Origin of the sequence: Ferruginibacter sp. (assembly GCF_014377975.1) — a bacterium.
GTDB lineage: Bacteria > Bacteroidota > Bacteroidia > Chitinophagales > Chitinophagaceae > Ferruginibacter.
Window position 1 is genome coordinate 1 of record NZ_JACMOO010000297.1, and the last position, 23,009, is coordinate 23,009.

17 protein-coding genes and 1 pseudogene are annotated in these 23,009 nt (G+C 38.3%); 7 read left to right on the forward strand and 11 right to left on the reverse strand.

Annotated features, from left to right (window positions below; all coding sequences use genetic code 11):
* Nucleotides 1–238 (forward strand): hypothetical protein (locus H7254_RS15175; RefSeq protein WP_301933765.1); only part of this gene is annotated, 238 nt, incomplete at its 5' end.
* 351 nt (nt 239–589) lie between these two features.
* Here the strand turns inward: H7254_RS15175 and H7254_RS15180 are convergent.
* Complete coding sequence (locus tag H7254_RS15180) at nt 590–1,195, reverse strand: DUF1080 domain-containing protein (protein WP_301933766.1); 606 nt, start codon at nt 1,193–1,195, stop codon at nt 590–592.
* A 274-nt stretch (nt 1,196–1,469) separates the two neighbouring features.
* Nucleotides 1,470–2,579 carry a transglutaminase domain-containing protein gene (locus H7254_RS15185; RefSeq protein WP_301933767.1) on the reverse strand — a complete coding sequence of 370 codons (1,110 nt, stop codon included), beginning with the start codon at nt 2,577–2,579 and terminating at the stop codon, nt 1,470–1,472.
* 425 nt (nt 2,580–3,004) lie between these two features.
* On the opposite strand from H7254_RS15185, the gene pepE reads away from it, so the two are divergent.
* Nucleotides 3,005–3,727 (forward strand): dipeptidase PepE, encoded by a 723-nt coding sequence (gene pepE / locus H7254_RS15190; protein WP_301933768.1) that lies wholly within the window; start codon nt 3,005–3,007, stop codon nt 3,725–3,727.
* A 141-nt stretch (nt 3,728–3,868) separates the two neighbouring features.
* On the opposite strand, the gene H7254_RS15195 is transcribed toward pepE, so the two are convergent.
* From H7254_RS15195 to H7254_RS15210, 4 genes are all read right to left on the reverse strand, one after another.
* Nucleotides 3,869–4,975: an endo-1,4-beta-xylanase gene (locus tag H7254_RS15195; protein ID WP_301933769.1), complete on the reverse strand. Its 1,107-nt coding sequence runs from the start codon at nt 4,973–4,975 to the stop codon at nt 3,869–3,871.
* Nucleotides 4,976–4,984: 9 nt separating this feature from the next.
* Nucleotides 4,985–6,037 carry a glycoside hydrolase family 43 protein gene (locus tag H7254_RS15200; protein WP_301933770.1) on the reverse strand — a complete coding sequence of 351 codons (1,053 nt, stop codon included), beginning with the start codon at nt 6,035–6,037 and terminating at the stop codon, nt 4,985–4,987.
* Nucleotides 6,038–6,202: 165 nt separating this feature from the next.
* Nucleotides 6,203–7,531 carry a xylose isomerase gene (gene xylA, locus H7254_RS15205; RefSeq protein WP_301933771.1) on the reverse strand — a complete coding sequence of 443 codons (1,329 nt, stop codon included), beginning with the start codon at nt 7,529–7,531 and terminating at the stop codon, nt 6,203–6,205.
* Between the two features lie 193 nt (nt 7,532–7,724).
* Entirely contained in the window at nt 7,725–9,206 is a 1,482-nt protein-coding gene (locus H7254_RS15210) for a xylulokinase (RefSeq protein WP_301933772.1), read from the reverse strand.
* 167 nt (nt 9,207–9,373) lie between these two features.
* On the opposite strand from H7254_RS15210, the gene H7254_RS15215 reads away from it, so the two are divergent.
* Nucleotides 9,374–10,231, forward strand: coding sequence for an AraC family transcriptional regulator (locus H7254_RS15215; RefSeq protein ID WP_301933773.1), 858 nt, complete (start codon nt 9,374–9,376; stop codon nt 10,229–10,231).
* 56 nt (nt 10,232–10,287) lie between these two features.
* Here H7254_RS15215 and H7254_RS15220 read toward each other — a convergent pair whose 3' ends face one another.
* Nucleotides 10,288–11,163, reverse strand: coding sequence for an esterase family protein (locus tag H7254_RS15220; protein ID WP_301933774.1), 876 nt, complete (start codon nt 11,161–11,163; stop codon nt 10,288–10,290).
* A 156-nt stretch (nt 11,164–11,319) separates the two neighbouring features.
* Nucleotides 11,320–12,558, reverse strand: coding sequence for an SGNH/GDSL hydrolase family protein (locus H7254_RS15225; protein WP_301933775.1), 1,239 nt, complete (start codon nt 12,556–12,558; stop codon nt 11,320–11,322).
* Nucleotides 12,559–12,863: 305 nt separating this feature from the next.
* Between H7254_RS15225 and H7254_RS15230 the strand changes: the two genes are divergently transcribed.
* Both H7254_RS15230 and H7254_RS15235 read left to right on the forward strand, forming a co-directional pair.
* Complete coding sequence (locus H7254_RS15230; RefSeq protein ID WP_301933776.1) at nt 12,864–14,300, forward strand: RNase adapter RapZ; 1,437 nt, start codon at nt 12,864–12,866, stop codon at nt 14,298–14,300.
* Between the two features lie 6 nt (nt 14,301–14,306).
* Nucleotides 14,307–15,047: a sugar phosphate nucleotidyltransferase gene (locus H7254_RS15235; RefSeq protein ID WP_301933777.1), complete on the forward strand. Its 741-nt coding sequence runs from the start codon at nt 14,307–14,309 to the stop codon at nt 15,045–15,047.
* A 42-nt stretch (nt 15,048–15,089) separates the two neighbouring features.
* Here H7254_RS15235 and H7254_RS15240 read toward each other — a convergent pair whose 3' ends face one another.
* From H7254_RS15240 to H7254_RS15250, 3 genes are all read right to left on the reverse strand, one after another.
* Entirely contained in the window at nt 15,090–17,495 is a 2,406-nt protein-coding gene (locus tag H7254_RS15240) for an outer membrane beta-barrel protein (protein WP_301933778.1), read from the reverse strand.
* A gap of 79 nt (nt 17,496–17,574) precedes the next feature.
* The gene (locus tag H7254_RS15245; RefSeq protein WP_301933779.1) at nt 17,575–18,921 is read right to left on the reverse strand and encodes an efflux RND transporter periplasmic adaptor subunit; all 1,347 of its coding nucleotides are present in this window, start codon (nt 18,919–18,921) and stop codon (nt 17,575–17,577) included.
* 255 nt (nt 18,922–19,176) lie between these two features.
* Nucleotides 19,177–20,613: a TolC family protein gene (locus tag H7254_RS15250; RefSeq protein WP_301933780.1), complete on the reverse strand. Its 1,437-nt coding sequence runs from the start codon at nt 20,611–20,613 to the stop codon at nt 19,177–19,179.
* An 816-nt stretch (nt 20,614–21,429) separates the two neighbouring features.
* Here H7254_RS15250 and H7254_RS15255 point away from each other — a divergent pair.
* Both H7254_RS15255 and H7254_RS21535 read left to right on the forward strand, forming a co-directional pair.
* Complete coding sequence (locus tag H7254_RS15255) at nt 21,430–22,278, forward strand: DUF4369 domain-containing protein (RefSeq protein WP_301933781.1); 849 nt, start codon at nt 21,430–21,432, stop codon at nt 22,276–22,278.
* A gap of 12 nt (nt 22,279–22,290) precedes the next feature.
* Nucleotides 22,291–22,593, forward strand: a pseudogene (locus H7254_RS21535) (TlpA family protein disulfide reductase); the annotation flags it as partial.
* Nucleotides 22,594–23,009: the final 416 nt, after the last annotated feature.

The following is a 23,009-nucleotide window of genomic DNA, read 5'->3' on the forward strand; positions in this document are numbered from 1 at the left end:
GGCAGATGTGGACACCACCTTGTACAAAAAAATTACCAAAGGAGATGCCTGGATAAAATACAGCATGGGCAGAAGGGCACCTCAATCCAGCATTCATTATGGTATGAATGTGTTTTTTACAGGGCGCTTATGGGACTTAAACCCCGAGGGCAGAGTACTTGTATTAAACAACGACTCGCTCACTGTTTTATCACCTGCAGTAAAACAAGGCAGGGTGGTAAATTTATACCTGCCATAAAATTTAACGTGATTGTTATTAAAGCTGGGTAAGCAGGCTGGTAACTCCGTTTTTTTTTTGGCCTTGCAATTTCACAGGTCCGGTTTTGTATTCTGCCATTGTATAACTGGTTACAGTATTTAAAAATGCATTACAACGTAGGCGAATATTTCCATCCTAAAACATCATTTCAACATACGGATACTGATTGGTTAAATAACCCGAAGCATCAGCAGCAAAAGGTAAATTTGAAAGCAGGAATTATTTTATACATCGCATGGAGGCAGTGCCATAAAAATCATAAAATAATTAGTGTCGAATTAAAGTAAACAGCATGTTTGTGCAAAGAAAAAATGATCAGGTTGTAAAATCCTAATCCGGTAAAATCTTCACTATTAAATTTTTAAAATAAACTTTGCTTTTTGGATCATGGCCCTGCAAAGCAAAAGTACCATCAGAAATTTTACGCAAAGAATTATCGGCACTGCGTTGCACATTTTCGGGTTCGGTATAGGCTACTACAGTTTTATCATTCAGTTTTATATGTATTCTTTTTCCCTGTACTTTAATGTATTCAGTGTACCATTCATTGTCTTTTACAAAAACTTCTTTTACATCCTGAATGCCATATAAACTGCCGGTTCTTCTCCAGTCGGTATGCGAATTATTTACCTGCACTTTATAACCTTTTTCAGGCCATCCGCCTTGCTGATAAGCCGTGTGAAAATAGATGCCTGAATTAGAACCCGGCAATGTCATTATTTCAGCCTTGAACTCAAAGTTTTTAAAATCGTGCTGGTGTACATCGCCGTTGTAAAATAAATGCGCTGTTTCACCATTTACTACAATCATTCCATTCTCAACTGTAAACGTGGCGGCATTGTCGCCTACCTTCCAGTTGCTGAGCGTTTTGCCATCAAACAACGGCACCCATTCATCAGCGTTGTTTTTTACAACAAATGCGGTTCCAAAAACCAAAGCGATGGCAACAGTAAAAAAGAAAATATATTTTTTTATGAAATTTATTTTATCGGTAAAATTAATTGTATGTACGAATCTACTCCGTTTTACTGATAAACTGAATGAAAATAGGCACCTTTAGGCTGCAGAGAATTTTAATAGTTACTCTTAAAATAATTTTCACACAAAGATCGAAAAGGATACAGAGCTAACGACGAAAGCAAACGTTACCTGCAAGTATAATGCTTTGCATACTTTGTTTTTGTTGTATACTTTGTGTAAAATAAATGCACTATTTATAAAATAATTTATCCCTGCTGGCAACAGTACTTGCCACATATTGTTGTAAAAAAGATTGCTGTTCTGCCGTCTTCGCAGCCAAACGATCCAGCCGTTCTTTTAAGCCGCCGGTATCATATTGAAAATTTTCTACCGTTTCTCCAATGTGCTTTATTTTCTTTCGGGCATCAGTAAGTAACCCATTTACAGGTAGCAGTATAGCAATGATCTCAGCATCAGTTTTTGCAGGAACAAAACGGTTGTTTCTGTATTGAATAAATGCGTTAAAAACAGCGGTTGCTTTATTGAAATCAGCAACTGCGCCATTATATAAATTCATATCCTGATCGCCGTATACGATGGCAATTTTCATATCAATATAATTCCGCCAGTATTTTACCACATCGTTTTCTATACCTGCTTGTACTATACGCCGGGAAGATGCCTCCAGTTGTTGCAGGCTGTCCGATTGCAGAAAGCTGTCAATCGAATCAGCAACATTCCAAAGCGGGGTATCCTTTTTTTTATAATAATTTCCCCGGTCAAATTCTTTTTGAGATAAGTGTTGTGGAATCAATTGCCAGAGCGGATCAAAAGGCATGTGAGTTTCAATAAACTGAACCGGGAATATCAAAAACCAGTTGGTGCGATTGATGGAACCAGCGTCCCAGGTAGGATCGCACAGCAGCCATTCGTTGTTCAGTTGTACTGCACTCCAGCTATGCCCCGTTTTTTTTACACTACCAAATTGATTCGTGTAACCAGTAACTGTAAATGCCGGGATGCCACATTTAGAAACAATATCGGTAAAAACAGTGGCAAAATTTTCACAAACGCCTTTTCTCCTTCGCAAAGTAGAAGCTGCTTTAGTGTGTTCATCCACGCCCCAGTTGATGTTGTACATACTATCTTTATCATAACGGATATTGGCGGTAACCCAACCATAGATGGCACCCAGTTTATCTTTATCATCCGTATACTTTGATTGTACATAGTCAGCGATAGCCGCAGTGCAATAGGTTTGGGAAGAAGGAATATATAAACTTATAAAATTGTTTTCCTGCTGACCTTTTACAATAAAAGTACAACCGGTAAACAGCAAAAAAAGTAAGCCACTTTTCATACTTTAAAATTATTATAAATTGCGGATATTGAAAAGCTAAAATTTTATTGTAAGCTTTAAAAAAGCGTTTGCAAAAGTTATCGTCCTTCAGCCTATTGTAAAATGCAAAGTTTGTGACCCAGGTTCCATCGGAGCCACCACTTTGTAGAAAAAAATATTAAACAGGTATTTCCGCTCCATCGGAGCGACCCCTTGATAGCCAATATTTTTTGAATGGAGCGTTCCTACAGCACGCAAATATTTGTGTTATTTTATTTTACAAAAAGAGCCAACTCTTACGTAGTTAAGTCTCTTGCCGTTTTAGTGGATACAGAGTGCCGCAGGGTTCCCTTTACCAGATACAAAAATTAATTTTAAATGCGGCCTATTATTACATTATTTCTTTTGCAAAGAATATCTTTGAAAAACAAGCATATATTTTCAGCATGGATACAAATCGAATATTGATTTTCAGCAGTTCAAGAGCAGGAGATGGCGGTTACCTGGAAATGGCGGTGCCGGTAATTAAAACTTTTTTGGCCGGGCGAGCATTGAATATTGCCTTTATTCCTTTTGCAAGCGTCGACAATAATTATGAAGCATACGCAGAGATGGTTCGGTTGGCATTAAATGAATTGCCTTACACCATTACAACGGTGCTGCCTGAAAATGCTAAAATAGTTGTTGAAAAAGCCGATGCAATTATGGTGGGTGGAGGTAATACTTTTAAATTGTTGCATGATATTTATGATTGTCAATTGCTGGACATTATACGGGATAAGGTAAATAAGGGTACGCCATATATTGGCTGGAGCGCAGGCGCAAATATTACAGCACCTGGTATTGGAACCACCAATGATATGCCCGTGGTTGCACCCAAAAGTTTTAATGCATTGGGCTTGTTGCCCTTTCAGATAAATCCGCATTACAACAATGTTATACCTACAAATCACAATGGAGAAACCCGTGACCAGCGCCTGCAGGAATTTATGCAAATGAACCCCGGCTTACCCATTGTTGCTTTGCCCGAAGGTACTTACCTGCAACTGGAAGCAAACCTCCTGGTGTTTAAAGGAGATTATGAGGGAACGTTATTTTACCGGGATGAAAAAGATGCCCTAACAAAAAGGACCATTATTGCTGGCGAAGACCTTTCTTTTCTATTATAGTTTTTGTTTCATAAAAAGAGAACTGGGTTAACAAAGAACACTCAGTTTTTTTAATTAGTAATTTGAGAAGTTTCACGGGTTAAAGTAAAATCTTTGTATATCTTATTTTTATTATTACCCTTTGCGTGAAACAAAGTCCATTTAAAAATTAACCACTCCCCAAAATGCTTTTTTGGGTTGCAGATTTGTGTCAAATAGCAAGGGATAATTTTTACGGCCTTTTACAGGATAATTGTCCAGCCAGGTATGCCGGTCGCTGATATTCCAGAAGGTAACGCCGGTAATAAACTGTTTGTATTTACGCAACACTTCAAATATCATTTTATATTTTGCTGTTTGTTGCTGCTCAATTACCGGTGTGTATAAATCTATATCAGTTGCGTTTTTCGCTCTCGGTTCTTTTTCCCATTTGTAAACAGAAACATCCAGCTCGGTAACCTGTATTTTTAAATCCAGTGAAGCCATTTTTTGAATGGTATATTCCAGTTCATTTTTATCCGGTTCAAAATTACTCCAGTGTCCCTGTAAGCCCACCGCATCAATGGGTACACCTTTTTCTTTCAATTTTTTTAAAAGGATATAAATGCGGTCTGATTTTTCTTTTCTTTCTGTATTGTAATCGTTGTAAAACAAGAGAGTATTGGGGTCGGCTGCATGTGCATATTCGAATGCTTTAGCAATAAAATCTTCCCCACAAATTTGGTAAAATAAAGAGTTGCGTAAAAAATTGTTTGGGTTGTCATCCACCGCTTCATTCACCACATCCCAGGCATATACTTTTCCTTTGTACCTGTTTACTACTGTTGTGATATGATCTTTCAGCCGGTGTAATAAACCTGTTTTTGTTACCAGGTTACCGCTGCTGTCTTTAAAAAACCAGGCGGGTGTTTGCTCGTGCCAGCAAAGATTATGGCCTCTTATTTTAAGCCGATGTTGCACTGCAAAATCAACAATGGCATCTGCGTCTTTCCAGTAGTAAACATTTTCTTTCGGATGAATGGGGCCCATCTTCATAGTATTTTCCGAAGTAATACTTTCAAAGTTTTTTAATATCAGTTGTACTTCTTCTTTATTTGCAAGCGACCGAGGAGAGACGGCTACGCCCATGGTAAAATAATTTTTATAAAAGTCTTTCAACCCTTTTACGCTATCAATTGGCTTGCTAAGTTTTTGTGATTGTGCATACGTGTACTGTTGCATGTTTATCAGCATACTTACAGCAAGTACAACCGTTGTAAATATTTTCATAGTGGTTATTTATTTGTAGGCGTCAACCGGAATGATGCTGCCATCTTTTCTGTATTTTAATTCAGTAACCTTTACATTGCGCAAATATGTTTTACCAGACAGCTGCACGTCGTGATAAAAAATATACCACCTGTCTTTTATTTCAACAATTGATTCATGGCTTGTCCAGCCATCCACCGGTTTTAATATGATCCCTTTATATGTAAAAGGGCCATAAGGATTATCGCCCATGGCGTAACAGATATTGTGTGTATCCCCGGTAGAATAAGAAAAATAATAGTTGCCCTTGTAGAGGTGCATCCAGGCAGCTTCAAAAAACCGCTTGCCGTTATTGGCTTCTAAAAAAGGTTTGCCATTTTCATCCAGTATTTGTATTTCTTTTACTGGTTCAGCAAAGCTTTTCATATCAGCACTTAGTCTGGCTATTTTTGGAAGTACGGCCGGTTCATCCGCTTTGCGCAAAGGAGTTGTTGAATCATACACGCCATTTTTCCAGCGTTGCAGTTGCCCGCCCCATATACCACCAAAGTATAAATAATAGCTGCCATCTTTGTCTTTAAAAACACAGGGATCAATGCTATAGCTTCCTTTAATGGGCATAGGTTCAGCCTTAAAGGGCCCTGTAGGTTTTTTGCTGGTGGCAACACCAATTCTAAAAATATCCTGTTTATCTTTTAATGGAAAATATAAATAGCAGGTGCCATTTTTGTAAGCTGCATCCGGTGCCCACAGCTGCCGGCCTGCCCAGGCAATATCTTTTTTATCCAGCGCAACACCATGATCGGTAACTTTTCCACCAATGCTATCCATAGAAAGAATGTGGTAGTCCCGCATATCGAAATGATCGCCATTGTCATTCTCAGGAATACCGGATTCTATATCATGCGAAGGATAAATATAAATTTTTCCATTGAACACATGCGCTGAAGGATCGGCTGTATAGATATTTGAAATCAAAGGTTGCGAAACAGGTATTCTCTTTTTTGATTGCGCAGTTCCTGAAAAAAAAGAGGCAAGTAACAAGAAACCAATCAGTAATCTGCAGAAAATAAAATGAGTCATTTGGCTGATTTTTGTTCTTGAATTAAATAGAACTCAATTGCAAGTTAAAATTGCCTGTAAGTAATTATCCTTACAGGCAATCCTGATAAAATGAAATCCCTTTCGATGAACGCATTCAGAAGGGCCGTTTTTTATTTTGCCCTCAACCGATATTCTGCAATGCTGTTAAATATACCGGTTGATAATATTTTCCAGATACTCCTGCTGACCACTGATTGTTTTTGGTTCTCCGTTTTCAACTGCAAAGGTTCTTAAATCTTCCAGCGATAATTTGCCAGCTTCAAATGCAGCGCCCTGGCCACTGTCGAAACTTGCATACCGGTTGGCTCTTATTTTTTTATAGTCAGATTTATTTAAAACCGCCTCTGCAACTATCAACGCCCTTGCGAAAGTATCCATACCGCCAATATGTGCATAAAATAAATCAGCTGCATCAGTGGAGTTTCGGCGAATCTTTGCATCAAAGTTAATACCGCCGCCACCAAAGCCACCAGCTTCTAAAATTACCAGCATGGCTTCTGCCAATTCGTTTACATTGTTGGGAAACTGGTCTGTATCCCATCCATTTTGATAATCACCCCGGTTGGCATCAATGCTACCCAGTGTATTGGTATCTGCAGCAACCTGTAATTCATGCTGAAAAGTATGGCCTGCAAGTGTGGCGTGGTTTACTTCAATATTTAATTTAAAATCATTCAGTAAATCAAACTGACGTAAAAAACCAATAACGGTTTCACTGTCATAATCGTATTGATGTTTGCTTGGTTCGCATGGTTTTGGTTCAATAAAAAAAGTGCCTTTAAAACCATTTTTTCTTGCATAGTCTTTCGCGGTATGTAAAAAGCGTGCCATGTGCTCCTTCTCTCTTTTCATATTGGTATTCAGCAAACTCATGTAGCCTTCACGGCCGCCCCAAAAAACATAATTTTCTCCACCCAGCTCAATCGTTGCATCCAGCGCAGCTTTTACCTGTGCACCACCATGCGCCAATACATGAAAATCAGGATTGGTAGCAGCACCATTCATATATCTTTTGTTAGAAAATAAATTGGCGGTACCCCATAATAATTTTACACCACTGGCAGCCTGCTTTTGTTTTAAGTAATCTGTTAAGGCTTGCAGGCGACGGTCATTTTCATTTACGTCGCTGGTATAATCCACAACATCCACGTCGTGAAAACAGTAGTAAGGCATACCCAGCTTTGTAATAAATTCAAATGCTGCATCGGCCTTGTCTTTTGCCCTTTCTACTGCATCCGCCTTTTCGTTCCATGGATGCAAATGAGTTGGTTCACCAAAGGGATCACCACCATTGCCTACAAACGAATGCCAGTAAGCACAGGCAAAACGTAAATATTCTTTCATGGGTTTACCCGCCACTATTTTGTTTTCATCGTACCAGCGGTAAGCCAGGGGGTTATCACTTTCCACTCCTTCAAATTTTACCTGGCCGATGCCTTTAAAAAATTCTTTGTTACCTGTTACTACTGACATATGTTTTTGGTTTGCCCTCATCTAAAAAAATGATGAGGAAGTGTAGAAATTATAGTTTAATTTTTATTTTACTTTTTTTTGTTGACCGCACAATAGTTTTTCAATCAAACTTCATGGGCGTCGCACTCTTCTACCATTGTATTTCATGGCACCGCCCGTTCAAATTTAATATCCTGTTATTTATTTTTACAAATCACACCGCCATATTTTTTGCCAGCAGCCCCTTCCACAGGCCATACAATTCGTCATATACTTTTGCTTGCGTAGGTTCTACTAAATTTAGCGGCGTACTGTTTGAAAATGCTTCTTTGGGTGTTTTATAAAAGCCCGTTCCAATACCAGCACCTTTTGCAGCACCCACGCTTCCATCGCAATCATACAACTCAACCGGAACATTGGTTGCATTTACAAAGCAGTGGGTAAATACATCACTCAAAAACATATTGGCTTTGCCTGCCCTGATTAGGGAAGGTTGCATACCATTCTCCCGCATAATATCAAAACCATATCGAAAAGCAAAAGCAATTCCTTCCTGCGCTGCCCTAAATAAATGGGCAGGTTTGTGTACATTAAAATCAATGTTGTGTATGTGGCTTTGCACCAGTTTATTTTCCAGCATGCGCTCGGCACCATTGCCAAAAGGCAGCATTTGCAAACCATTGCTACCGGGTGCAATACCCGCCGCCGCTGCATTCATTTCGGGATATGAAAATGTATTACCTGTAATATTTTTTATCCAGCTGTTTAAAATGCCCGTTCCATTAATACATAACAATACCCCGATCCTTTTTCTTTCTTCGGTAAAATTTACATGCGCAAAGCTATTGATCCTTGACTGGTGATCATACACCAACTGGTTACTTACCCCGTAAATAACACCGGAAGTGCCCGCTGTGGCAGCCACTTCGCCAGGCTCCAGCACATTTAAGGAGAGGGCATTATTGGGTTGGTCTCCTGCTTTGTAGGATACAGGAATGCCAGTTTTTAGTGAAAGGCATTCAGCAACAGAAGCCTGCACATTTCCATGAGGCGTAAATACTTCTTTCACTTCGGGAATCAATCCTTTGTCAAAGCCAAAATAATCAAACACATCCTGCGACAGTTCCTGGTTTTTAAAATCCCAGAATATGCCTTCGCTTAATGAAGAAACGCTGGTAGTGATTTGCCCTGTTAATTTCATGGCAATGAAATCGCCGGGTAACATTATTTTATCAATCTGTGCAAAAATTTCCGGCTCGTTTTGTTTTACCCATGCCAGCTTGGCTGCTGTAAAATTTCCAGGAGAATTTAATAAGTGCTGTAAACTTTTTTCGTGGCCAATGGCATCAAAAGCCTTGTTGCCAATTTCAACTGCACGGCTATCACACCAGATAATACTGTCACGCAATACCTGCTGGTTTTTATCTACACAAACCAGTCCGTGCATTTGATAGGCAATGCCAATGGCACCAATATCCTGCGAATTGTATTTTTTGGAAGCATGCGCTTTAATGATAGCCTGCTGTACATTTTCCCACCACATCTCCGGGCTTTGTTCGGCCCAGCCTTTTTGCAGGGTGGTGATGCCTGTTTCCGCATCCGGATATTGTACAGATATAATACATTGTTGTGTTTGCGCATCTACGATGGCAACTTTTATAGAAGAGGTTCCTACATCAATACCTAATAACAGCATACAGCAATTTTAAATACACTATGATACAATCGAATTTTTAAAAGATAAAGTTCTGCCTTTAAACGGGTATGTACAACTGCTATTTTAAAAATAAAATATGCTATCTTATCAGTTATTGATAAATTTATGTGCAATAATTGATAAGATAGCAGTTAATAAGAAGATGAATGAAAACATTGATTCAAAAAATACACCTGGAGGAACAGCAGAGTTTTGCCTGCCGTATGTACCGTACGCCTGATTTTGAAACCAACTGGCATCGCCACGAAGAGTTTGAACTGATACTGATCACCGAAGGGTATGGCACAGCCATGATTGGTGACTTTATCGGCGAATACAAACCCGGAGATTTGTATTTTATTGCAGGCAATTTGCCGCACTGGTTTAAAAAACAACATCATAAAACCATTGGAGCTGCGTTAGTGCTGCATTTTAAAAAGGAAATATTGGGTAATGTTTTTTTAGATTTGCCGGAGCTTAAAAATATAAACCAATTACTACAAAAAAATGACGGGATACAAATAGGTATAAAACTGCAAAAGGAAATTGCTGTTTTACTGGTTGAAATACATCAGCTGAAAGGGTTTCAACGAATGGGTAACCTGTTGCAATGCATACAAAAAATAAGTACTACACCTGATTTTGTTGCTCTTACGCAAAATTTTTTATTCAGTAATAACCATGTTAATCCTGCCATTGAAAAAATAATCGATTTTTCTTTTAAGCGGTATCTAACGCCAGTTACCTTAAAACAGGTAGCCGATGTGGCGGCCATGAGCATCCCTACATTTTGTCGTTTTTTTAAAAAAAACATTAAGAAAACTTATTTTGATTTTATTCAGGATTTGCGTATCAGTCATGCCTGCAAACTACTTACCAGCACCAATAAAGCAGTGATGGAAATATGTTACGAAAGCGGTTACAACAGTTGGGCAAATTTCAGCAAACAATTTAAGCAGGTAAAAAAAATTACGCCCCTGCAGTACAGAAAAGAGTTTGACGAAAAAAATACCGGGGGATATTGAATAGTACTATCCAACATCCCCCGGTTAGGTTTGTGATTTTAAAATACAAAATGGAATTACCGGTGAAAACTTTCGCTTACAAACTTCAGTACTTCCGGTAAAGCCGTTCTCCAGTAGGTCCAGTTATGTGCACCATCCCGTACCCTAAATTCATGTTTTACCTTTTGGTCTGTTAGTAAAGCATGCAGTTCCATATTGCCCTTTATTAAAAAATCATCGTCGCCACAATCTATGTAAAAGCGCACCTGGTTTAGTTTTTCAGCCGGTGTGGTGGCAGCAATTTTTAGGATAGAATTTTTGTACCAGGTATCTGTCAACCGCTTTTTTCCTTCAGCATTGGTGCCATACAATTCGTTGAATTTATAATTGCTCCAGTCGTTTGCAGACAGCCCGGCGATATGCTCATCGTTCCATACAGCAGCACTTAAAGGGGCGCAGGCAGCAAATAAATCCGGGTGTTTCATACCATAGATCAACGATCCATAACCGCCCATTGACAAACCCGCCACTGCACGATATTCTTTTTTGTTGCGTGTTTTATAAACAGAATCAATGTAGGGAATAAATTCTTTTATAAAAAAATCTTCATAAGGTACTTTGCCGGCAGCATCATTGATGTACCAGGATACACCTGCATCCGGCATGGCAATAATCATTTGTGTAGCATCGCCTTGGGCAATTGTTTCGTTGGTTATTTTTTGTACCTCACCAAATTGTGTCCAGCCGGTTTCATCATCACTATACCCATGCAATAAATACAGTACCGGGTATCTGCGTTGTGAAACTTCGTAATCACCGGGAAGATAAATGGAATATTTAACATCCTTTGCCAATAGCTTACTGTGTATTACGAGACCCTCAACAATTTTACCCTGCGAAAAAGAAAGGGTGTAAATAAAGAATAGTAAAAGAAGCAAGATAATTTTTTTCATGTGTTGATTGTTTTATTTGAACCTGTAATATCGAACAATAAATATAAACAGGGTATAAATTTAATAAAGCAAAAAAGCAAAAAACTTTAATTCTTGTAAAAATAAAAACCCCAAAAGCAAAGAAGCTTTTGGGGTTTAATACCATGCGTTTTCTTGCTATTTTATAAATGCTTTTATTGAACAATTATCATTATCTGTGCTAACCCTGAGATAGTATTCACCCGCTGCATAACTTGCAATGGGTAACATTATCCTGGTAAAAGGCAGGGCGATGTATTGTTTACTTTGTTGCAACACAACTCCCGCAGTATTAATAATACTTACCAACGCATATCCTTTTTTATTGTTGCTGATATCAGCAATTACTGTAGCGCCATTATTGTTCGTATATAAACCGGATATCATGAATGAACAATTGTTATTGATAATACCAATGGTGGTTGAATAAAATTTGTGGGATGGTTCAATAACTTTAATCCTGTAAAAACTTTTACCCGGTAACGCACTTTTATCGGTACCAACATAGTCTGCAGATTGTTTTGCTTCGGCAACCGTTGTACTAAATACATTTTCAAAATCAATATCATTTGCACTTCTTTCAATGTCAAAAGTGGTGTTCGGTTCCTGTTGTTCTGTATGCCAGCTAAAACTGGTACAGTCATTTTTTAACCGGGCATTAAAACGGGTTAACTGCACGGGAAGCACGCTGCTGAAAATATTTTTATCCTGCACCCTGCCAAAAAGAAATCCATGCCCTATATCATTGGGGTGTAACGGAGAAGTTGGATCTCTTCTGTCATCCCTCAGCATATTCTTCCCATCGGTAGTAACAAGATCATCCCAAAAGTTGATAGAAAATACAGGAAACTGTGTTAAAATGGAATCTTTCATTTCCAGCAAAGCCTGCCGTTGTACATCGCTGTAATCGTTCCTGGGCTGGCTGGTGGTAATATAACATTTCGCTCCGCTGGAACTAATACTGCTGTACATCAGCCGCAGATTGTACATGGTTTCTGTTATTGTGTAGCCTGCACCCACATCATTGCTGGGCAGGTTGATGATTACCACATCGGGACCGTAGCTCAAAGCCTTTGTTATATTGGCCAATTGATCGCAAGCTGGCCTTCCTGCAGGTGGCACATAACCTGTAGGCATTTCCTGGTAAGTAGTATAGCCGCCCACCGCTATATTAAAAAAAGTAGTATCAATTCCGTCAGTGGTATTCATGTTGAAGCTGCTTTGTAACCTTCCGGCCCACGATAACGGATAGCTGGTGGCTCCATAACCCGCAGCGGTGGAAGAACCCATAATTACAACTTTTTTTTGTGCAAAAGCAGGGTGAGCCAAACAAATGATAGCCACACAAACTACTAAAAGAAGAAGTTTAATCTTCATAACCTTTTATATTTTACAAATGAAAAAATTACAAGGAGGGACTTGTGGTTGGGTAATAGGTAAGAAAATGGAGATGCAAATCTATGTTTTTTATTCGATAAATTATTCAAAATAACTTTGAGCTGTGTTATATTATTGTAATCCCTTTGCTTTTAATAAAAGATAAAGTAATGAAATGCGTAAAATTAGCGGTAATTTATTTTAGCGTTGTAGCTTCTCACACAGTTTTTATTGTATTCAACCAGTAGTTTCAAACGATGAGCAAAATGCTCTATTTTTACCAAAATCACTAATACGCGTTGGCAATGGAGGATATAAAACAACTATTTAAGCAATATTGTAAAGAGGCCATACTTGATATTGAAATGATTCCGCAAAGTGGCGGCGACAGGGTTTATTTCAGGATTAAAACTGCTACGGGTTCCTTTATTGCAACAAGTAATTACAATGTAAAAGAAAATGAGGCCTTTCTTTATTTTAGTGAACAATTTAAAAAAGCATGGTGCCCGGTTCCGGAAATTTATATTATAAATGAAAATAAAACGATTTACCTGCAACAGGATATGGGCGATACTTCTTTATTAGATATCCTGGAAGTTGAAGGGCATAGCGGCCATGTATATTCTTTATTTCAAAAAAGTTTACTGGCGCTCGCAAACCTGCAGGTAAGTGGCGACAAAGCACTTGATTATAATTATTGTATTACCAGTAATGCTTTTGGTAAGCAGGCAATTTTAAGCGACCTGTTATATTTTAAATATTATTTTTTAGACACGTTAAAAATTCCATACGATAAAGAAAAACTGGTGCTTGAATTTGAAACATTCAGTACCAGTTTGTTTAATGCGGAGCATAAATATTTTATGTTTCGTGATTTTCAAAGCAGGAACATTATTGTAAAAAACGATGCGGTATATTTTATAGATTACCAGGGTGGTATGAAGGGGGCGGTACAATATGATGTGGCATCTTTACTTTGGCAGGCCAAGGCAGGACTAAGTGATGAATGGAAAACAAATTTGCTGCACTATTATATCATCTGCCTGGAAACAATTTTGCAACAGCCGGTTGATAAAACCCGTTTTGAAGCAGAGTACAATGGATATGTTTTGATTCGTTTATTGCAGGTGTTGGGAGCCTATGGCTTTCGTGGATTATTTGAACGAAAAGCCCATTTTTTAACCAGCATTCCATTGGCTTTACAAAATCTGCAACGGTTTATATTGGATAACAAAATGACTGTAGGATTGCCAGAACTGGAAAGGTTATTACACCTGATTGTTACAGCCGATGTTGTTAAAAAATTTCAACCTGTAAAGGCAACCGCCGAAACGTCGCTCATAGTTCAAGTGAACAGTTTTTCTTTTATTAAAAGTGGTTATCCAAAAGATGAAACTAGCAACGGCGGTGGGTTTGTGTTTGATATGCGCAGCATACTAAATCCCGGACGGATAGAGGAATATAAAAAATTAACCGGTCGGGATAAACCGGTAAAAGATTACCTGGAACAGCAAACAAAAATGCCGGAATTTTTAAGCAGCGTGTATGCAATTACAGATATTTCAGTAGAAGATTATATTGCCCGTGGCTTCGAAAATTTGACCATTAGTTTTGGATGTACCGGCGGTCAGCACCGTAGTGTGTATGCGGCCGATGCAGTAGCCCGGCACCTAAGAAACAAGTATGGCGTTAAAATACAGTTAAACCATATTGAGCAAAAAATTGCAGAAACAAAAGGATAATATGCTATGAAAGCCATGATATTTTCGGCAGGACTGGGGAGCCGTTTTAAACCCTGGACAGACGCTCATCCCAAAGCACTGGCGTTGGTAAATGGTAAATCTTTATTGCAAAGAAATATCGAATATCTGCAGCAATATAATATATGGGACGTAGTGGTAAATGTGCATCATTTTGCTGATCAGATTATTGCTGCAATAAAAGAAAGTAATGGCTGGGGCAGTAATCTGTTAATTAGCGATGAAACAAATGAAGTGCTGGAAACCGGCGGCGGCTTATTAAAAGCCAGGGATTTGTTAGAAAGCAATGAGCCTTTTCTTTCTTTAAATGTCGACATTCTTACTAACCTGGATTTAAATAAACTGATGGCTTTTCATCAGCAAAATAAACCACTCGTTACATTTGGAATTACTAACAGAAAATCATCCAGGGTATTGTTGTTTGATGGGCAAAGTCGTTTATGTGGCTGGAGCAATGTACAGACCGGCGAAGAAAAAGGCCCCCACCTGCTGTTCTCAGAAAAAGAAAAAAGCAGTACCCAGCTAAAAGCAATGGCTTACAGTTGCGTAGTAATGTATCAACCAGCGATATTTAATTTAATCAGGCAGCAAGGAAAATTTTCTATCATAGAAACCTATCTTGATCTGGCCGCAGAACATGTTATTCTCGGATACGATCACAGTGGTGATTTGCTGGTAGATGTCGGCAAGCCGGAAAGTGTTGCCGTGGCAGAAAAATTATTTTCATAAAGGCTAAAGCCTGCCGGTGCAGGAATAAGGAGGAAAGTATTTTTAATTTTCCTTGCTATCCACCGGAGTTCCAAATGAATTACTTTCTTTTGGCTTACTTAGTCCGAGGTTATAGCGGAATGTAATGCCCAGCCTGCGGGTATCATTTACCCTAGACCCACTTGCATGTACATTTGCCTGGTTTAAAATAAAGTTAGTATTGTTGGTTTGTAACAGGTCGTTTATAGAAAGAATAACGTTGCCTTTTTTATTTAAAACGCGTTTATTTACAGAAAAATATAATCCGCCAAAATTATCCAGCTCATAAAAATTTTGCAGGGCTTTGGTACGCATAAAGCCTTGTACATCCAGTGTAATTGTTTTGGTAGCTTTCAATTCATGGTACATAAAAAACAACCAGCTTCCATGTTTGTAATTCAACGGCTGGTTTTGATAGATACCATTGTATTTATTGTAATTATATTGGGCACCCATATAAAAAAAATATTTCCCCCCTGGCGGAATGCCACCAACTACCCGGCCATAAAACTCTTTATTTTTACCCAGATTATCATAGGTACGATAGGCAATTTTAGTGATATCATTTTGGTAGGTAACATTGCTGAAAATATTATTGGTTTGGTTGATGCCCACGGCAAAAACCGGAAAATTGGTAAAGGTTACATTCAGTTCATAGTTGGTGGTAAATTGTGGTTGCAGTTTTGGGTTGCCCACATCAAACAAATAGGCATCAATATATTTTGGATAGGGGTTAAGTATTTCGTAGTAAGGCCGCTTAATGCTGCGGCGGTAAATAGCATTGCCAACCAAATAAGAACCAAACATTTTAAACAGGTTATGCTGTAAAAAAACATAGGGGAAAAGATCGGTTCGTTTAATGGATAAAACAGTATCCTGCGGAACCAGTTGCCTGCCATTGATATCAGTAGTTTCCAACCTCAGCCCGGGTTTTAGCGTAAAACTAAAAAATGTTTTTGCCAGTTGTACATAAGCGGCGCTAATAGTTTCCTTGTATTTAAAAGTATTGGTCTGGTATGGATCAACCTGGCTATCGCTGTTGCCGGTTTTGTAAAAATAGGCAGCGCTGTTTTTGCTGTTGCTGACAGTTAACTTAATACCGGTTTCTATAGTAATTTTATAGGGGACTTTCAGCGTAAGATCAGTTTGTGCTACACCAATATTTTTATCATTCCTGTTTTCTCCATTGCCATTTACAAATGGCTTTGCGGGAAAAAAGAAATAATTATTATAATCCTGGGTATTACTATTTTGATAATAGTTGTAATCAAACTCCATCGTCCATTCACTGCCTGCTGAATCTATTTTATATTTGGATGAAATAGTATTGCCAATAAAAAAGGCGCTCGTTTTATTGTTTACATCCGACTGGCTTTTGCTTAATATATCCTGAGAAGGATCTTTATAAATAATATTGTTATTGCGGGCATCGCTGGTACTATTGGTATTAATTATTCGGGTATCGAAGGCAATATTGAATTTTTTTGTAAGGGCCACATCAATACCGCCACCAAAATAATTGTTTACGGCAGGGTAAGTGGTGTAAGCATTTTGTGTAAGCAAAGAGGAATCTTTTTTTATAAACCTGTTGGAGGCAAGCGCTTCAAAATTGTTTCTTTTGGTAAACTGGTAACTAAAATAGCTATTGATTTTACCAGCACTTTTATTGATATTTATCCCTGCAGTTTGTGTGCTGTACACTCCCTGAAAATATCCGGCATTGGTACTGGCGCTGCTACCGATTTTGATTCCCTTCTTTAGTACAATATTTACAATACCACCGCTGCTTGCCGCATCATATTTTGCCGACGGGCTGCGCAATATTTCTATCTTACTAACACTGCCTGCGGGCAAACTTTTTAGCAGAGATGCAATATCAGCGCTGCTTAGTTTCATTTCCCGGCCATTAATAAAAATGGTGGCCGGTGTGGTGCTGCTTAAATATACGTTGCCATCCTGGTCTATAACCGCACCAGGTGTCTTTTCCAGAACTTCGTACGCATTGCTGCTGCTGTTTGCCAATACGGTAGCATCTACAATGGTTTTATCATCTTCCTGTTTAAAGAGTTGTTTCCTGGAAACTATCTCCACGGAATTAAGAGAAGTGAGTTTCTGTTTAAACACCAGTGGTATTTTAAGCGGCTGATCTTTTACTGTAACAGTTTTTTCTAAAGGCTCATATCCAATTTCAGTGGCTTTTAGTAAATAAGCCTTAAAAGCATTTACTAAAAAAGTATTTCCTTTTATAGAAGCAGTTTGTGTGTTGAGTAATATCGTATCTGGCAAAACATACAATTGTAAGCTTGCACCAGCCAAAGAATCGGTTTTGGTTGAAGTTGAAGCCACAGTTACTACTAACGGGATTTGCTGGGCAGCAACAGCGCGGCTTAGCAGCAGTAAACACATCAATATTGTAAGTTTATTTATCATGACAGGTACGGTTAAAAAAAAGCACAACTTTTCTTCTCGAAAAGTTGTGCAATGGCAATACAAAAAAATTAAGATATTGTTATTTTTTTTGGGTAAATAATTCTTTTTTATCTACCACTTTAACCTTGTCTTTTTCTTTTAGCGTTTTACTTACAATATCATACGGGCCGGTAATTACTTCCTCGCCTTCCGTAAGGCCTTCAGTAATTTCGAGGTAGTTAATATCTTGTATAGATGTCTTCACTTTTTTCTTTGTTACCGATCCATCTTTATTTAAAACAAATACCACTACTTCCAGGTCATCTACACTAAGCGCTGCGGCTTCTCCCCCTACCATTTTCTTATCAGCTTTGGTACTGTCTTTTTTTTCACGGGTGGTTACTGCATTGATAGGCACGCTTAATACATTGGTATGTGTTTTGGTTTGAATATCCGCACTGGCACTCATTCCCGGCCTGAAGGGATAACTGGTTTTACTCAGCAAATCAGGATAGCTTTCGGGTAATAAACGGATGTATACTTTATAATTGGTTACATCTGTACTGGCATAGGCCAGGGCATTTTGCGTACTGGCTCCATTGTTACTGCTGGCAATCTGTGTTACAATGCCTTTAAATTTTCTATCGGTATAGGCATCTACTGTTACAATAGCACTGTCTCCCAGATGCACTTTTGGAACATCACTTTCACCAACGTCTACCCTGATTTCGATTTTGCTCATATCTGCAATGCGCAGCATTTCTGTACCTGCCATCATGTTGCTTCCAACTACCCGCTCGCCTTTTTTTACACTCAGTAAACTTACCACTCCGTTCATGGGTGCCAGCAGGACAGTACGGCTTAAATCTTTATTGGCTTTTGCCAGGTTACTTTGTGCACTTTGCACTGCAGCCTGTCCGCCCCTGATGCCCTGTTTAGCGGCATTGTAATTGGCCTGGGCCGATTTGTACCCGGCATCGGCCGAATTAAATTCGTTGCTGCTGATTACTTTATCATCGTACAATTTCTTTTGCATGTTGTATGTCTTCTGTGTTTGGTCAACCATTGCCTTCAATGCATCTAAAGCAGCCTGTGAATTGGCAACCTGTGCCTGGCTTTGTACTACACCACTTGCTGCCTGCGTAGCCTGGATGCTGTAGATATCTGCAAAAATGCGGGCCAAAATCTGTCCTTTTTTTACACTGTCGCCTTCCTGCACGGTAAGTTCAGTAATCTCACCGCTTACATCCGGACTCACTTTTACTTCAATTTCCGGGTATACTTTACCGCTGGCATTTACAATTTCGGTAATGGTACGTTTTTGTACTTTTTCGGCTGTAACGCTTGTTCCTTCATCCTTACCAAATACCCCGGCAAATTTTAATCCGCCCAGTATTATTACCAATCCTGCCACGCTAAAAAGAATCCATTTTACGGTCTTGCTCATGTTAATTAGTTTTATCCCTGTTTGCTTTTTTTCTACAAAACAGAAGATGAAGTTATATTATTTATTGTGTGCCTGTTATTTGGATATTATTATCCAAATCAAAATAATTGCTGTTTTAAAAAACTATTTAAAAATTACATTTTCGTTCGTCATCCTGCGGTGGTGGAGTACATCAACCTCAGGAAAAATAATACTATTTGAGCAGGATTTTTCTTCCATCTGTTTTTTGCCCCGGCATTAATTTCGGAGCTGTTTTTACAATTTTATTCCCTGTCCTTTGTAAAATTCAAGCACTTTCATTTTAAAAACAAAATCATACTGGTTTAATACATCCTGCAGTTTGGCCCTGAATAAATTGTTTTGCTGGGTAATTAATTCAAACGTACCCAACATACCCACTTCATATCTTTTTTGTGCAAAATCTAACGTGCGTTGCGATGCCGTTACACTTTTCCGGCTGGCGTTAAATTTTTCAAGTGCTACTGTTGCTGCGTTGTAAGCCTGGTAAATGTCCTGTTTGATAGTTTGGTTATCCGCTTCCTGCTGTAGTTCTGCATTTTTTATATTTAATTTACTGCGTTCATAATTGGTACGCAACTGGCCACCGCTAAAAATTGGTACGCTCATGCCTAAACCAATCTGCTGACGGAAGTTGTTATCTATCTGCCTGAGAAATGCGGTTCCTTTTTTGCCAATAATACTGTAATCAGGTGAATTTACTTTATAGATGGTACCGCCTACTTCTATTTGCGGACTTAAAGGACTGCTACTGTAAGTGCCTGCCGGAGCAAAGATCGAATTTTTTGTGTTGATAAAGTTACTGCTCAATCCACCAAAGGCCGAAAAGGTAGGATACATCCCTGCCCTGGCTACTTCTTTTGCTTTTTGTGCAGCTTTTAATTTAAAAATGTTTACTCTTTGTTGTGGTAGATTTTTAACTGCCATTACATATACAGCATCTGGTTGCAGGTCGGCTATTTTTTCAATAGGTATTTGCTCTACGGAGGGTACTGCCAAATCGAAAGGAGCCGCGGCATCCATGTTGATTACTGATTTTAATACCAAAGTAGCCTGTGCCACATTTCCTTTTGCATTGATATACGTTGCGCTATCTACCGCTTCCTGTGCTTCCAGTTCGGACGCATTCAATTCTGGCAAAGAGCCGGCATTTACCAGCTTACGCGTATTGGACAATTGTGCCTGTGTTTGTTTTAATTGCACCTGTGCAATATTTTCCTGTTCCCTGCTTAATAAAATCTGCAGGTAATCATTGGCAACTGTTAACGAAATATCATTTTTTAATTTGTCAACAGAAGCCTTGTCCGCTTCATACTGCCATTGGTTGCTGAGGATTGTATTTTTTTTACTAAACCAGTTAAAGATTTCAGCGCTGGTTTGCAACTGAAAACCTGCATTGATATAACTTTGAGTTATCAGGTTAAAGGAAGTAGGGTCCTGGTTTCGTCCATTATTGTAGCTGGTACTGCCATTAAAGTTTGCCGTAGGAAAAAGCCCGAGTTTACTTTGTTTAAGTGTAAGTCCGGTAATGGCTGCCTGCACATCAGCCTGTTTAATACTGATGTTGTTAGTAACCGCGTAATCTACAATTTTACGCAGGTCCCATTTTTCCTGTGCATGGGTTGTGGTGCAAAAACAGATAATGGCTATAAGGGTGTAACGTATATATCGCATATTCCAAAAATATAACTTCCTTTTGTAACACGGCCTACCCAATTTTATAAACGGTAAAAAAGCTATAAAAAAAAGGAATGGGGAATGAGCAGTGTTTTAAAAACAGTATGGCAAGCTAAGAATTTGTATAGCAGGGGTACATTATCAGCACTCAAAAATCAATTTCTTCATTTAAAACCAACGTCACACATTTTTATAACAACAATGGGTTTTAAAATTCAGGTAATCTTTATCAATGGAAAGGTTGCCTTTGCTGCATTTGTTCAGGAACATTAACCGTTGCAGGCCAGCCAGACCATCTGTTTTATTAAGCCTGGCAACAGCGAATATTATGCGCAGGTAATCATCCCGCAATCCAACTTTAGCAAAGTAGCATTGAGTCAGCAGGGATTGCTAAAATTCGCCTCCTTATCCGTTTCAGGAATATGGTTCGGTAAAAGGAAAAATCGCTTTCATCTCTCACATCCCTGCAGATAGCGGTTATTTGGCAAAAGTTGTTTTAACTGACGGGCTAAACATCAACTATAAAAAGCAAATTTAATACAGGGATGGCCTGGTAGCCCAGGGAGAATTTATCACAAAAGATTTAAGGTTGCTACAACGGTTTTATTATGGAATTGTAAAGCAGGTGAATCAAATCATAGTAGTTGAAAGTAATGAAGGTAGCATTCGGCTATCAGCACAATATCCCTCCAGCTTGTATTTTACAACCTTTTTAAATTATTATGTATGGAATTAAAGTTGCAACTTAACAGCACTGTTTAAGGTTTACTAAATCTCTGTAAACTCCATAATTTCATACATTAATTTAAAGCAATGAAAAATTTTCTTTTTTATCTTTTAATCAGTACGCCACTATTAGCCTTTACTCAAACAGATATAAAAAATAGAAAACCAGGGGAGTTAATTATTCATAGCTCAATTAGCCATTTTAAAGAACCGCTCAATTATGTTTATATGATCTGTTTGGATGGTAATAAAGATGGGTTTGATAGTGCAAAAGTAATAAACAATAAATATAGTTTTAGTGTCCAAACAGGAGTAACCACACTTATAACTTTGTATGCTAAAAACTCCGAAAGTCCTGACCAGTTTAAGACTGGGTTCATGCTTACACTTATAGTTGAGCCATCTACAGTATTGATTTCTTCGTCAGATTCTTTTTCAAACGCAAAAGTTTCAGGCTCCCGTGCATACGTTGAATATAAACCGCTGCAGTCCCAAGCTGAACCTTACGGGCGACAACTACAAACAATTTATAAGATTCGTTCGGAACGTAAAGCTGATACTGATACACAAGCGATGTCGCAATCTGCGAATGAAATTGATTCGATTAGAAAAGCGATGAAAATAAATGTGTACTATAAATACATGCAGGCAAAGCCATCATCCATTTTAACAAACTATGTACTAAACGAATATGCATCTTTTTTAAAAAATCCTTCCGACGGGGAGGTTAAAATAGTGGCAGATAAGTATAGCACGTTATCAAAGAAGGATCAGGATGGTTATTTTGGCAGGTACATCAAAAAGAAAATTGACTCTTATAAAATTAGTATAGGCATGATGGCTCCTGAAATTATTCAAACTGATCTGTCGGGTAATCCGTTTCTACTTAGTTCATTTAGAGGTAAATATGTGTTGCTTGATTTTTGGGCCAGTTAGTGTGGCCCATGCAGACGAGACTTTCCTCAGATAAAAGAACTTTACCAAGAGTATAATAAATACGGTTTTGAGATTATTAGTATCTCAAAAGATACAGATACATCGGCTTATCTGAAAGCAGTAGAGCAAGATGGAATTAATGTGTGGGTAAATGCATTAATCAATGAAAAAATTACAAAGTCATATTTTGTTAGTACAATACCATTGAAAATATTGATTAACCCTAAAGGTGTTATCATCGGTATTTGGCGGGAAGGTGGGAAAGAAAATTTCAATTCTTTCAGAAGTGTAATTGCGGATAATATTAAAAAGTAACTATTGTCTGACGAAAGGTATTAAGTATTAAAATAGGCCATTTGAAAACCACCCATTTTAGTTAAGTTTGAGTTAACTTAACAATTTCCGCTGCGACTCTTTAATGGGAGGTTGAATAATCTTGCGGAACGATATAGTGTTGCAACATTGTAGGTGGGCGCTATCCCTTATTTTAGAGGGCATTATTGCAGATAGTAGAATGACAAGAATAGTAAATTTTTAAAAATAAGTTATAAAAATAATTACTCATCCATTTTTTCAAACCCCTGCTCCAGATCTTTAATTATATAATCGGCCTCTTCCAAACCAACATACAACCGCAACATGCGGTGTTCTTTATGTTGTGGATTAAATTGGGAAGCCACAAAACCGGCGCATTTTGGGATTATCAGACTTTCATGTCCACCCCAGCTTAC

Bases quoted from the DNA above. Each gene is read 5' to 3' on its own strand.
- H7254_RS15235 (WP_301933777.1), top strand. From the start codon at position 14,307: ATGAAAGCCATGATATTTTCGGCAGGACTGGGGAGCCGTTTTAAACCC.
- H7254_RS15255 (WP_301933781.1), top strand. From the start codon at position 21,430: ATGAAAAATTTTCTTTTTTATCTTTTAATCAGTACGCCACTATTAGCC.
- H7254_RS15215 (WP_301933773.1), top strand. From the start codon at position 9,374: ATGAAAACATTGATTCAAAAAATACACCTGGAGGAACAGCAGAGTTTT.
- H7254_RS15220 (WP_301933774.1), bottom strand. From the start codon at position 11,163: ATGAAAAAAATTATCTTGCTTCTTTTACTATTCTTTATTTACACCCTT.
- H7254_RS15230 (WP_301933776.1), top strand. From the start codon at position 12,864: ATGGAGGATATAAAACAACTATTTAAGCAATATTGTAAAGAGGCCATA.
- H7254_RS15245 (WP_301933779.1), bottom strand. From the start codon at position 18,921: ATGAGCAAGACCGTAAAATGGATTCTTTTTAGCGTGGCAGGATTGGTA.
- H7254_RS15185 (WP_301933767.1), bottom strand. From the start codon at position 2,579: ATGAAAAGTGGCTTACTTTTTTTGCTGTTTACCGGTTGTACTTTTATT.
- H7254_RS15195 (WP_301933769.1), bottom strand. From the start codon at position 4,975: ATGAAAATATTTACAACGGTTGTACTTGCTGTAAGTATGCTGATAAAC.
- H7254_RS15225 (WP_301933775.1), bottom strand. From the start codon at position 12,558: ATGAAGATTAAACTTCTTCTTTTAGTAGTTTGTGTGGCTATCATTTGT.
- H7254_RS15210 (WP_301933772.1), bottom strand. From the start codon at position 9,206: ATGCTGTTATTAGGTATTGATGTAGGAACCTCTTCTATAAAAGTTGCC.
- pepE (WP_301933768.1), top strand. From the start codon at position 3,005: ATGGATACAAATCGAATATTGATTTTCAGCAGTTCAAGAGCAGGAGAT.
- H7254_RS15200 (WP_301933770.1), bottom strand. From the start codon at position 6,037: ATGACTCATTTTATTTTCTGCAGATTACTGATTGGTTTCTTGTTACTT.
- xylA (WP_301933771.1), bottom strand. From the start codon at position 7,531: ATGTCAGTAGTAACAGGTAACAAAGAATTTTTTAAAGGCATCGGCCAG.
- H7254_RS15250 (WP_301933780.1), bottom strand. From the start codon at position 20,613: ATGCGATATATACGTTACACCCTTATAGCCATTATCTGTTTTTGCACC.
- H7254_RS15240 (WP_301933778.1), bottom strand. From the start codon at position 17,495: ATGATAAATAAACTTACAATATTGATGTGTTTACTGCTGCTAAGCCGC.